The organism is Sulfitobacter aestuarii (assembly GCF_042685005.1).
GTDB lineage: Bacteria > Pseudomonadota > Alphaproteobacteria > Rhodobacterales > Rhodobacteraceae > Sulfitobacter > Sulfitobacter aestuarii.
Genome location: NZ_JBHUMP010000033.1, coordinates 1 through 12,624 on the forward strand (window position 1 = coordinate 1; position 12,624 = coordinate 12,624).

The following is a 12,624-nucleotide window of genomic DNA, read 5'->3' on the forward strand; positions in this document are numbered from 1 at the left end:
TCATCCTCGCCTTTACCGTGATGAGGGTGAATCATGTTCTCAAACCGCTGTCGAGGTGGGACTATTTCAGCGGCCTGTTAGCCATGACGCGCCGGTCGGCGTGAAGTGCAGCTTGAAGCGCGGGTGCTTATCCAGACAGGCCCGAACCTCGGTGTCTTGTGGGTGGAATAGTTGTCGAGTACCAGATGCACATCGCGACGCGTGAGCACGGCCTTGTCGATTTGCCGTAGGAATTTTAGGAACTCTTTGGCTCGGTGGCGCGGCATGCAATCCCCGATGACCTTGCCCGATTTCACATCCAGCGCAGCGACCTTCTCTTCGAACATCGCGTCGTTTGAGACCTTGAACCCCTTCGTGAGATGCGGCTTCAAACCAGCTTCCACCCATATCCGACCGACGCTTGATGGTGAGATGCCCATGGCGTCGGCCATCAGCGCGCGCGGCTCCAGTGCCTGGCATTGGACGGGGCTTCCTGCACGCCTACGACAGCGTGTCAGCCGCCCGAAGTGGGATCGCCCGATATCTGACATTCTACAACGCAAGGAGACCGCATTCATCGCTGGACGGGCAGACGCCCGATCAGGCATATCAGTTCAAGCCGCAACCAGTCCCGGTCGCGGCATAACCGAGCGGGAAATCCACTTAGGAAACGGCTCGAAGCTGTTCAGACAAACCGAGCCACCTCAATGGTCACTCGCCGTCGCGGTCAGAGGCACGGGCAAGACCGGCAGCAAGGTCGCTTAGACTGTTCTGTTGCGCCAAGCAGCAGCACGATCATCCGATTACTCTTGCCGCGAGTATATAATGTTGGGACCTTGATATCTTGGAAGAAAAAGAGTTGTTCATGCATATTTATCGAATGAAACCCCGCCAGATTACTTTACGCAATGCCCGAAGGAGAGAATTTTACTCACTAATAAGTTCCAAAGAGTCAGGCTCATTGCAACTAATATTCTGGCAGGCGGCCAGACGGCCAGTTGTTTTCGAAAAGGCTATGCATCGACGTTGCATGTCGCATGTTGCATGGCGAAATTACCGGGCAGAGCCGGGGGCTGCTCGAATTCTTCTGGAAGAATCCTTCTTGAAGAGGCAGCTGCGAGATACTAGTGACAGGTAGAAAACTCAAAAAAATCACCTTTGACAACCTGGAAAAGAGATCACATGCTACCTTCCAAATCCTTGAAAAAGCTAGAAGATCTGCATGTCGGTATTATCGGATTGGGCTATGTTGGGCTGCCGCTTGCGGTGGAATTTGGCAAGCAGCGGCCGACGCTCGGTTTTGACATCAGCGATCGCCGGATCGCTGAGTTGCGTGAGGGGCACGACGCCACCGGCGAGGTCGAAGATCACGATCTGGCCGCGGCAACGCATCTTTCCTTCTCCTCGGACCTTGACGAACTGGCCAAATGCAATGTGTACATTATTGCGGTGCCGACTCCAATTGACAATCATCGACAGCCCAATTTGCGGCCGTTGATCGCGGCCTCCGAAACCATTGGCGAAGTGATTTCCCCCGGTGATATCGTGATCTACGAATCCACCGTCTATCCAGGCGCCACCGAAGAGGATTGCCTGCCCGCCGTGGAGAGGGTTTCCGGCCTGACTTTCAACCGCGACTTCTTCGCCGGTTACAGCCCAGAGCGGATCAATCCAGGCGATAAGGAACGTCCGCTGCCCTCGATCGTCAAGGTCACCTCCGGCTCCACCCCCGAGATTGCCGAGCTGATCGACGCTCTTTACAAGACGATCATTACCGCCGGCACGTTCAAAGCCGCCAGCATCAAAGTTGCCGAGGCCTCAAAAGTGATCGAGAATACCCAGCGCGACGTCAACATCGCCCTGATCAACGAATTGTCGATTATTTTTTCCCACCTCAACATAGACACCGCCTCAGTGTTGGACGCGGCAGCGACCAAGTGGAATTTCATGCGGCTCAGCCCCGGCTTAGTCGGCGGGCATTGCATTGGAGTCGATCCCTATTACCTCGTGCACAAGTCGATGTCGGCCGGACATATTCCCGACATCATCCGGCAAAGTCGCGAGATCAATGACGGGATGGCCCGCAATGCCACTTCCCGCTTGCTCAAGGCGATGATAGACAGAGGGCTGCAGATCAAGGATGCCCGGATCCTGATGCTGGGCTTCACCTTCAAGGAAAACTGCCCTGATATCCGCAACACCAAGATGATCGACCTCGTTCAGCAACTGGAAGGCTACAGCATGAAGGTCGACATCTGCGATTGCTGGGCGGATGCTGCGGAGGTCTGCACGGAATACGGCCGCGAGATCCTGACGGCATTGCCGGAGAAGGGGGATTACGACATCGTCATCCTCGCTGTGCCACATCGGCAGTTTGTTACGGGCGGTGTCAAAACGCTACGAGCCTGCATGGCCCCCAATGGCGTTTTCTTCGACATGAAATCGGTCTTTGATCTACGGGACAGCGAACTGCGTTTATGAGGATTTGGGTGCGAGCTTCTTCCATCTATTAAGCCTCGCCCCTTTCCACAGGGTGAGGCCGACAAATAACGCGGCCGCGCCTTCGCAAATGGCAAGACGGGCGGGTCGGTCACCCTTTGTGAAAAGCTAATCACCCGTTGCCGCCTCGTTCGGGTCGGCAGAAACCTTCTTAAAGAGACCTTCCAGCTTGCGAAGTAAGGCCCAAGGGCTCTATCGTCCACGCGACGAAAATGTTCATAATCGATACATTCACCATATTGCAGGTTAGCATATGACATCAAATATAGCTGAGCAGAAAATTACGGCAATGCGCACACAACATGATATTGCCACATCATTCTCAAATCGCAGCCTGTTTTGGAAATCGAACTATCTTGTCGATTCCAGTTTTCTACATCATGTTTCGTTTGCCTTTTGGATCGCCGAAATGGCGCGACCGGCATCGGTGGTGGAGTTGGGCATTGATGACGGACAATGCTACTTCACTTTCTGCCAAGCCATAGAGCGCATGAATCTGGCGGCGCGCTGTCTGGCTTATTCAAACCCGGAGCATGCGCATAATTTTTCCGCGCTACAGGCGTATAACAGCCGGAACTACGATTATTTTTCTAGAATATCGGAAAAAGAACTTCACGGCGCTTTGTTCGGGCTCCACGATCAGGCGACTGATATATTAATCGTCAACGTTGCGCAGATGAGCGATTCCACCTTGGGTGACATCGCGGAGAATTGGACGGCTAAGCTTACCGATCGCGGTATGGTCCTTCTCTATAACTATTCCGAGGGGAGCCGTAAGGAATGGGTAAGAAACATATTAAAAAACGCAACACGTGAAGTCGGCATGCCCTGCGTATTCGACACGGGAGACGACCTTTCGCTTATCCTCTATGGGGAAAATGCGGATGCCCGACTGCGGCAACTTGTCGAACTCGAACATGGATCGACAGATTACAATCATATTCGCGCGATCTTTCGTAGGTTGGGCGAAGGTCATTTCAACGAATACCGCGATCTAAAAAAAATGACCGGTCAGAAAAAACTGAAGAAAGCCAATAAAAAACTGATCGCACGGATCAGAAAGCTTGAAAATAAGATCAAAAAGGCGAGCTCGGAATCCCATGTAGCGCTGGGTGATCTCAACCATACGATCAACACCCTGACTCGCCAGCATGAAGAACAGCGCCACGCACAGAGCCAGGAAGCTGAGGCGCTTGCCCAGATTTGCGAAGAATATAAAGCGGAAGTCGCGGCATATAAAGCCACGATCGAGGAGAAGGATACCGATATTGACACTGTCACGGGGCAAATCAACGCCTTGCAGGGGGAACTCCGCAGCCTGAAGGTGGTGGCCGGGCAATCTGCGGAGATCCATCAACGTGAGGTCATCGCATTGACCAAGATCGCCGAGGACCGGGTCGCTATGATCACGGACTTGCGAACGCGGGCCGATCGACATGTCGAGGAATTGCACCGCCTTACCCAGGCTTCCGTAGGTTGGCAGACGGAGATCACCCAGCTCCGTTCCGACAACGACAGATTGGGCCGGGATTTGCGCTTAGCCACGGAGCAGAAAAATTTTTCTGAACGCTACCGGATGGTAGAGCTGAAATTGCGAGATCTTTACATCGACCGGCTGCAGGCGCCCAAGCGCGAGCGGGCGCGACGCGAGCGGAAAGAATTCGACAAGCAGATCACATTGGTGGCGACGTCATCCTGCTTCGACAGCAATTGGTACCTGGAGGCCTATCCAGACGTCAGGGCCGCCGGGGTCGACCCTGCGCGTCACTTCGTGCTGAACGGTCTATACGAGGGCCGCAAACCGAACCCGACCTTCGACACGGTTTCCTATTACATTAAGCACCCCGATGCTTTGGAAGAGGAGCTAAACCCGGTAGCACATAAAGAGATTTACAGGAATAGCGGTGAATAGCGGCGCAAGCCCGCTATTCCGGCAGCGCTCCTAGCTAAATCAATGTCGAGGTTTCCTCTTTTGGATCTGGCAGGGGCGGGCATTGAGCCTGGTGGTCCTCGATCCGCAAAGTGTCGGAGATCAAGACGAAGGACATATCAGCGGGCACGACGGTGCTGTGGGATATGCTTTGATATACGGGTACACCAAAAATATATGCTTACCTTCGAGCACCTCTACTTGGAAAACTTGGAACATTTTGCTACCAAAGGTTTCAGAAACTGAATTGGATTGTCCCATGGGAAAAATACAAGATATCCCTCACATATTTGATACATTGACCGACGATCTCGAAGCGGTGCGCCAATCGAAGCACTTTGATGCAGATTGGTATCTGGAAAAATACTCAGATGTGACACAATTGGGTATGGATCCGGCTGAACATTATTTAAAATACGGCGCTGCGATGCGTCGCGATCCGTCCCGGCGTTTTTGCACAGGATTTTATATTGATACACGTCCCGGCGTTACTAAATCTGGTATGAATCCCATTCTCTACGATCTAAGGAGGAAGTCCAACGGACCGTTGAAAAACAACGTCTTGTGGGCGGCCTCCAATGTTTCACGTTACCACGGATATAAGCGTGCTTTAGCACTCGCAATGGTAAGCCTGCCTAAGGATCTTCAGTTTACAACACATATTCTGAGAGCCAATCAAGCCCATATAAATGGCGACGAAGGATCTTGGTTGGCTAATTTTAACGCTTATCTGGAACATTATAAGCTGCGGCCAATTACATTGAAGCCGCAGGGCCCGTCTTTGCTTTCCCGGCTGTCGGTCGACAATCTGACATATGTCGAACAAGGGCCTCTGATCAGCGTTATTATGGCGGCGTGGAATGCCGAAGAAACGGTCGATTATGCTGCCCGTTCGATTCTACAGCAAACCTGGCGGCCGTTGGAATTGCTGATTGTGGATGACGCCAGTACCGATGACACGTGGAATAGGCTCAAAGAGCTCGCAGCGTCAGACACGCGTGTAAAAATCCTGCGCAACAAACGTAATGTCGGGCCATATGTGTCAAAGAACATTGCACTGATGCGAGCTCAGGGCGACTACATCACGGGTCATGATGCAGATGACTGGGCCCACCCAGAGCGACTTGAAAATCACATTCGTGCAGCGACCAAGGAAGGCAGGAACTTAAAAGCCAGCTTGAATTATATGGTCAGAATTAGAGCAGACGGATTTTTTGGTCATATAGGTAAAATAACTGGATTCTCTCTGGATGGAGCCACGCGAAAAGCATCAATATCGTGCTTGTTTGAGGAAAAGTTTTTAAAAGAGAGATTAGGTTATTGGGATAGCGTTCGCTTTGGAGGTGATAGCGAAATGATTTCTCGGGCGAAGAGATTGTTAGGGGATGATTTTGCAGATCTACCTCAGATAGGAATGATATGCCTTGATTTGGAAACGAGTCTGACCAACCATCCAATACACGGCGTCGACAAGGTTCTCGGAGTTTCCTCAGTCCGAGCAGATTACCGAGACGATTGGACCGCGTGGCAAAATGATAAAATGACAAATGAAAACTCTCGATTAGATTTTCCACAGGTAAAGCCTCGCTACCGCGCTGCACCTGAAATGACTGTACCGTATTCTGATATTATGGAAAACTTGGAGCCTACCTAAAAATCTAAAATGTCATCGATCTGTCTATTCCTTCATACCAAGCTAAACTTTGTGTCTCATGTCCAGGAGTTATATAGTAAAAATGAATAACGTGCCCCCCTTGCTAAGCGAGAAGATAATAGACCGGCATAGGCGCTGGTGGGTTGAGAAACAACCAAACCCTTTTAAGCATTTGGCAGGAAAAATGGAAGGGCGTAAATTTGCTCAGGAGGCCGGAGTGGAAGTGCCTGACTTGTTTATGGTACTCGACAACATTTCCGATTTACCTAACTTCAACTGCTTGCCCGACAGCTTTGTCATCAAGCCCGTTTCTGGATACTCGAGTAAAAATGTTTTTCCGATCAGAGGAAACATTAATATGTTTACCAAAGAACTGGAGAGCCGCAAAAACATACTTGAGGCAGTCGGATCTGATTCTAGAAAATTTATTATAGAAGAAATGCTGGTTGATCATAGTCGCAAGCCGGGAGTTCCAGATGATTATAAGTTCTATTGTTTCGGAGAGGGTGTGGCTTTCTTTCATATCATTGAAAGAAACAGTATAAAGGACGTTAGCCGCAATCGACATTGGTTCATTACGCCGGAGTGGGAGTTGCTCAAACCTAGGATGCAGAAAACACAACTGCCACAAGGTGAACTGCCAATTAAACCTGCGTGCTACGATGCGCTGTTGGCGGATGTGCGCCTTCTAGGCCGTAAATTGAACATGTTCATGCGCATCGACATGTTTGCCACCTCCCGTGGGCCGGTTTTTGGTGAATTCACTCCGCAGCCCCATGGTGGCCGAGGTTATGCTGCGGAGGGTGATGCATGGATGGGGGCGTTGTGGAAGGGTGAAGAAGGCGTCTAACCTCAGTCTCTATTGTCATCCTTAACATTAGCGTGCATGGTGCCGACAGGGGCCGGTAGCCGACCTTAGCGCGAGCTTTCCCAAGGATCGTCTGTCGGCCATGCAACGATCAAGATCTTGAGGATGCCATCTGGATAACAGCAGAAGAAAACCCGACATGCCTTTGAGGCAGAAGGTTTTTTGTCATGTCGGGATGACCAAGGCGGCCAGCACCTCGATTCAAAACACCCTCGACTATGGCCGCGAGGCTCTGCTCGCACAAGGCATTCTCTTTCCCGCTTCCTGCTTCACCCGCCGCAATCCGACAGATCTGACGCGGACTTCGGGTAACTTGGAGCTGTTGCGGATGTTGAAGAACGGCACCGAGGGCGCCTTTATCGAGGAATGCCGACAGCATGAAGACCGCGCCGAGAGCCTGGTCCTATCTGCCGAGAACCTTCTTTTCGACCAGAGCGAAGGGCAGCTCGAACCGCTTGCCCGGCTTCTGGAGTCCACGGAGGTCGTCATGATCGCCGTCGTCCGCCACCAGATTGACTGGCTGGTATCGCGCTATACCGAGAGCGTGACCGGCGGTTGGCACAATGAATGCCGTTCTATTGACCGATATTGTCGTGACAGGATGGTCGATGGCGTCCTGGATTACGGAAAGAGGGTTGCTTGGCTCGCGAAGCTGTTGAATGCTCAGACCGTTCACGTGCTCGATTACGGATCTTTGACGAGGGACGGAAAGCTCGTCTCTACAGTTCTTGACCTATGCGGGGTGGACCAGGCACGTTTTCGGGAAGATACCCGCGACGACATGGCGCTGTCCCGGGCCCGTTCGGACAATCGGCGCAGCGTGTCCGCCACCGCGATCGAAGCGCAGCGTAGTCTCAATGTTTTCACCGATATCTTGCCGCCAAGAAACCGGGTGACCTGGCTGTCCGAAAGACGGCTCGAGTGGAAGAGCGGCGCGGATAATCCGCACGAGACCGCGGCGCTGTTGCCCAGTCCCAAGACACTGCGAGACTTGGAAAAGCATGTCGCCCCCTTCAACGCGAAGCTATCGGACCGATATCTGGGCGGTGCAGATTTCGAGAGCCAGACCGACAATCTCCAAGATGGCCTGATACGGCGGCAATTGTCGCGGCGTCGGCTCACGGATCAGTTCGTCCGAGGCATGCAGGGCTTTCTGGAAATCCGCGACATGGCTGATCGGCAACCTGTGAAGGTCGATAGGTTCCCACCGCCGCTTACCGCCCCCGCAGAGGAGGTGACGCGGCTTTGCGCGCTTTATCGGAGGGCATCGGTCATCCTGGAATGTCCATCGGGGTACATGACCCTAATCGCCGCGGGTCTTCCCGACAAGCGGATCATGACATTGGAGCCAGACCCCGTAAAGCGTGCCGCCCTGATCGAATTTCTCGACTGCATGGAGCCCCTCGGCAGGATCGACGTGCATCACCAGGCGCAGCCTCTGAACATTTGGAACCATGAACATTTCCAGCCCCCTGACATGATCCATCTAGGCCCGGATAGCGCTGCGCATGTGGAAGATCTGGTGGCGCTGACACAGAATGAAGTGAAGATCGCGATCGAGGATGCGTCCGGTTCGAGCCTGGCCGCGCTGGATATCCCCCGTCTGCGTGAGAAACGCCGCACTGGGACCCTGTGGGAATTACATATCGACGCCCGGTGACCGGTCGGGAAGCTGACCTGATCAGCGATAACGCCCCATGAAGTCATGGATCCGCATCTGGTCGGAGAACCGGGGGATCAGTGGCTGCAATTTGTCCACCAGCTCAGGGGGTTGCGCCCGCACGACATCCCGGATTGCCGCATATCCCCAAGGCGTCATCGACGACAATTCTTCGATAACAAGTTTTTCCTTGTCGTTGAATTCCGTGAACAGATTCGGCGTGCCGATGCTTTCCTCCGTCTCGCAGATCCAGCGTGCATGCCGGTCGATACATAGCATCGGAATGTCTCTCTTGCGGCATTCCTTGCTGAAATAGATATCAACCATCCCGCTGACCGGCCAATCGGCGGGGTCGAGCCGATCGAAAAGTGAGGAATGGAAGGCCACCGTACCGGTGCCCAGGTTGTTGACCAGTCTCGGCGCGGCCAGCATGTGGTCTTGAAAATGATAGATAAAGCGGCGGCGGAAGTAACGCCGAGGCTGCTCCTCGCAAACCACGCCATGGACTCCCGCTACCACCTTGTTGTCGAAGGCTCGCAAACGGTCGATCATCGTGCGCACGTAATCGTGCGGGTAGAGGATGTCGTCGTCACAGGTGATGTAGTAGACGCTTCCCAACCTTGCCTTGATCGCGTTGAAAGGTTCGAACTTCGCGTTATCCCGCAGATCACTCCCGGTATTCTGGGATTGCGTCACGACGACCTTGTACCGGCTCGACAGGAAATCGGGAACGGTCTCGAACTTGTCGAGATATACATGCAGCTCGTCAACCTGCGGCAATAGCCGATCGACAACGCGCTTGAAGCTTTCGATGCGTTTGGGAATGCAGCAGGCCGTCGCGACCACTTTGTCCGGAGTTGGCGCCAGAGAGGCTATGGTCTCGGGGTATGTCCGGTTCGGGCGCAGCGGATAGGCATGGAAATTGTTGCGATACCATTCCGCATTCTTGGACTTGTCCGCGAAACGGGCACGAAACTTCGCGACATAATCCTTGCGTGGTTTCGACCCGGCCTGATCCACCGACCCATCCTCCCGAAAGGTCAGCATATCCGCCACCAAAGAGTTTTCGCGGAGCTCGGCCATATACAGGGCGACATCAACCTCGCGCATCTTTTCCTTGCCATAGATATGCGCCAGACGCTGCACCCATTCGTCGTCCCCAGCCTTGCGAACCGCGTCGAAATAGCCCATTTCCTCAAAGACTTGGCGGCGCACCGCCAGAGTTATCAATCCGAATTTTGCGTATAGGTCGGCTACCGGAATGACCTTGCCGGTCTTCGGGTCGAACCGCATGTACTTGGACCGCGTCGCGACAAGACTGGGATCTTGTAGAAGCGGCAGGACCTGTATCATGGTCCGCTCGGGATGCGAATAATCATCCGAATCCTGGAACATTACGATATCTCCGGTCGCATTCGCGATCGCGATATTCTTGGCAAGGTAGGTCCCGCCGTTGACATTTACCCGGAACACTTTCAACGCGTTGGGCACGCTAGATTGCATGTCGCGCAATATGTCCCATGTGCGGTCTGTACTGCGGTCATCGCAGACTATCACTTCCAGATCCGGATAGTTCTGACGTAGTAACGAATGAACCGCATCTTCAATCGTGTCCTGCGCATTGTAGGACGTCATAACGAAGCTGATCCGAGGAAGCGGATCGGTAAATCCTATGTCTTCAGGTCGGCGCGGTCCTTTGTAGGCTGCAAGGGTACGAAGGGCGTAATCCGTGGCCAACGGTACTTCATATGCTACGATTTTCCCATTGGAATTCTTTGCATTTTGAGGTGCAGCAGCAATATCCATTGCTCCTTGCATTGCCATAAAATGCAACAGCGGGTTGACGCCACTTGTTGCTGCTTCAGGATTTCTTTCTAGATAATTGGCTGTGTTGAACTGAGGACCGGGGTCTCGCTGTAGGATAGCTCCGAAGCGGATGAAATGTTCGGCTGGGTCCATTCCAAGTGCTTCCACATCAGGGTAGCGTTTCAAGTACCATTCACCATCAAACAAACTGTGCTGGCGTATCCGAGTCGCTGACTGCATATCCGGCACATTGTTGTTTGACATCTTCGGACCTTTACTCTGTTCGTAACCAACGGTGGGCTCAGACCATCGGAATGGTTTTACGGCGGCTTCCTGTTCAGCGATAATGCCGTTCAGGCGCGTTGTACAATGCCGTCCGAAAAACGCAACTTCCGGTAATGCTCTGGATGTCTTGCTTTCGCCCTGCCAGCCTTCCACACAAGGGTACCTATCATAATCGCGCATCAGTAGAGCTGAAGCAAAATGACAAACACCTGTATCGATCTCTCATAATACTCCTGTCCACAGCACCGATGCAGTCGGTTCATCATGGCTACACTACCTAATGGTAGAGCGGCCTAGAAGGCCAAATAGCCCACTTATATCAACGAGTAGCATGTTTCCCCATGATCCATCCCATCCTCCTCTGCGGCGGTTCCGGCACGCGCCTCTGGCCGCTGTCGCGCAAATCCTATCCCAAGCAATTCGCCAGGCTGATGGGCGAGAGGAGCCTGTTCCAGGCTTCCGCATGGCGCCTGTCGGGGGAGGGGTTCGCCGCGCCGCTGGTGCTCACCGGCGATCCCTTCCGCTTCATCGTCACCGAACAACTCGCCGCGGTGGAGATTGCGCCCGCCGGTATCCTGATCGAGCCCGAGGGGCGCAGCACCGCCCCGGCGGTGCTCGCGGCCGCGTTGCATCTGGCGCGTCAGGACGCCGAGGCGCTGATGCTGGTCGCCCCCTCCGATCACGTGATCCCCGATGCAGACGCCTTTCAATATGCCGTTCACGCGGCGGTACCGCAGGCGCAGAACGGGCAGCTCATCACCTTCGGGATCACGCCCGACCGGCCCGAAACCGGCTACGGCTATCTCGAACTGGCGCCGGGCGGCGAGGCCACGGCGGAGCGGCCGCAACCGCTGTCCCGTTTCGTCGAGAAACCCGATGCGGCACGTGCCGCCGAGATGCTGGCGGCGGGCAATTACCTCTGGAACGCCGGGATCTTCCTGTTCAGCGCCGAGACGATCATCGCCGCCTATGCGGCCCATGCGCCGGAGCTGCTGGCGCGCGTCCGCGAGGCACTCGAATCCGCGCAATCCGACCTCGGCTTCTGCCGCCTTGCCGCCGCGCCCTGGGGCCGGGTCGAGGATGTCTCGATCGACTACGCGATCATGGAGAAGGCCGATAATCTCATGGTCATGCCCTATGGCGCAGGCTGGTCCGACCTCGGCGGCTGGGACGCGGTCTGGCTCGAAAGCGGGCCGGATGATCAGGGCAATGTCTGCTCGCCCCAAGCCACGGCGATCGATTGCAGCGACACGCTGCTGCGCTCGGAGAGCGAGGGGCTGGAACTCGTCGGCATCGGATTGCAGGACATCATCGCCGTGGCCATGGGCGATGCGGTGCTGGTGGCGCATAAATCCGAAGCCCAGCGGGTCAAGGAAGCCGTCGCCGCCCTCAAGTCCCGCGGCGCGGCCCAGGCGATACAGCTGCCGCGCGACTACCGGCCCTGGGGCTGGTACGAAAGCCTGGTGGTGGGCGGGCGTTTCCAGGTGAAACGCATCGTGGTGAACCCCGGCGCGGCGCTGAGCCTGCAGAGCCACCACCATCGGTCCGAGCACTGGATCGTGGTCGAGGGGACCGCCAAGGTGACTGTGGATGACGAGGTGCGGCTGATTTCGGAGAACCAGTCGGTCTATGTGCCCCTCGGCGCCGTGCATCGCATGGAGAACCCCGGCAAGATGCCGATGGTGCTGATCGAGGTGCAGACCGGCGGGTATCTCGGGGAGGATGATATCATTCGCTATGAGGATGTTTATGCGCGGGGGTGAGGGGAGCCCCGCGCCTTTCAATTACACTGCCAACGTCTTAGGAAGGCTCAGAGTGCGAACCGGTGCCGAAGCCTGTCAGAGATAAGATATGAAAATTGAAGAAACCGCCCTTCCCGGCGTGCTGATCCTGACCCCTGCCCGCCATGGCGATTCCCGTGGCTTTTTCAGCGAGAGCTGGAG

Annotated in this window: 8 protein-coding genes and 1 pseudogene; 7 read left to right on the top strand and 2 right to left on the bottom strand. The window is 54.5% G+C overall.

From position 1 onward, the window contains the following. Positions 1–77: 77 nt before the first annotated feature. Positions 78–431, bottom strand: a complete 354-nt coding sequence (locus tag ACFSUD_RS18730; protein ID WP_386376030.1) for a hypothetical protein — start codon at positions 429–431, stop codon at positions 78–80. A 38-nt stretch (positions 432–469) separates the two neighbouring features. Here ACFSUD_RS18730 and ACFSUD_RS18735 point away from each other — a divergent pair. The 6 genes and pseudogenes from ACFSUD_RS18735 to ACFSUD_RS18760 form a co-directional block, all read left to right on the top strand. Continuing rightward, positions 470–625: pseudogene (locus ACFSUD_RS18735) on the top strand (integrase core domain-containing protein); the annotation flags it as partial. Positions 626–1,161: 536 nt separating this feature from the next. Then, the gene (locus ACFSUD_RS18740; protein ID WP_386376031.1) at positions 1,162–2,460 is read left to right on the top strand and encodes a nucleotide sugar dehydrogenase; all 1,299 of its coding nucleotides are present in this window, start codon (positions 1,162–1,164) and stop codon (positions 2,458–2,460) included. A gap of 271 nt (positions 2,461–2,731) precedes the next feature. Next, positions 2,732–4,390, top strand: a complete 1,659-nt coding sequence (locus ACFSUD_RS18745; RefSeq protein WP_386376032.1) for a hypothetical protein — start codon at positions 2,732–2,734, stop codon at positions 4,388–4,390. Between the two features lie 91 nt (positions 4,391–4,481). Beyond that, positions 4,482–6,062, top strand: coding sequence for a glycosyltransferase family 2 protein (locus ACFSUD_RS18750; protein WP_386376037.1), 1,581 nt, complete (start codon positions 4,482–4,484; stop codon positions 6,060–6,062). A gap of 82 nt (positions 6,063–6,144) precedes the next feature. Then, positions 6,145–6,912, top strand: coding sequence for an ATP-grasp fold amidoligase family protein (locus ACFSUD_RS18755; RefSeq protein ID WP_386376033.1), 768 nt, complete (start codon positions 6,145–6,147; stop codon positions 6,910–6,912). Between the two features lie 157 nt (positions 6,913–7,069). Next, a complete protein-coding gene (locus ACFSUD_RS18760) occupies positions 7,070–8,590 on the top strand; it encodes a hypothetical protein (protein ID WP_386376034.1) in 1,521 nt (506 codons plus the stop codon). 21 nt (positions 8,591–8,611) lie between these two features. On the opposite strand, the gene ACFSUD_RS18765 is transcribed toward ACFSUD_RS18760, so the two are convergent. Beyond that, positions 8,612–10,834 carry a glycosyltransferase family 2 protein gene (locus ACFSUD_RS18765; RefSeq protein WP_386376035.1) on the bottom strand — a complete coding sequence of 741 codons (2,223 nt, stop codon included), beginning with the start codon at positions 10,832–10,834 and terminating at the stop codon, positions 8,612–8,614. 188 nt (positions 10,835–11,022) lie between these two features. Between ACFSUD_RS18765 and ACFSUD_RS18770 the strand changes: the two genes are divergently transcribed. After that, positions 11,023–12,444 (top strand): mannose-1-phosphate guanylyltransferase/mannose-6-phosphate isomerase, encoded by a 1,422-nt coding sequence (locus tag ACFSUD_RS18770; protein ID WP_386376036.1) that lies wholly within the window; start codon positions 11,023–11,025, stop codon positions 12,442–12,444. Positions 12,445–12,624: the final 180 nt, after the last annotated feature.

What these genes read in the sequence shown, in the direction of transcription:
- ACFSUD_RS18770 (WP_386376036.1), top strand. Translation starts at nt 11,023, where the DNA reads ATGATCCATCCCATCCTCCTCTGCGGCGGTTCCGGCACGCGCCTCTGG.
- ACFSUD_RS18755 (WP_386376033.1), top strand. Translation starts at nt 6,145, where the DNA reads ATGAATAACGTGCCCCCCTTGCTAAGCGAGAAGATAATAGACCGGCAT.
- ACFSUD_RS18745 (WP_386376032.1), top strand. Translation starts at nt 2,732, where the DNA reads ATGACATCAAATATAGCTGAGCAGAAAATTACGGCAATGCGCACACAA.
- ACFSUD_RS18740 (WP_386376031.1), top strand. Translation starts at nt 1,162, where the DNA reads ATGCTACCTTCCAAATCCTTGAAAAAGCTAGAAGATCTGCATGTCGGT.
- ACFSUD_RS18760 (WP_386376034.1), top strand. Translation starts at nt 7,070, where the DNA reads ATGCCTTTGAGGCAGAAGGTTTTTTGTCATGTCGGGATGACCAAGGCG.
- ACFSUD_RS18730 (WP_386376030.1), bottom strand. Translation starts at nt 431, where the DNA reads ATGGCCGACGCCATGGGCATCTCACCATCAAGCGTCGGTCGGATATGG.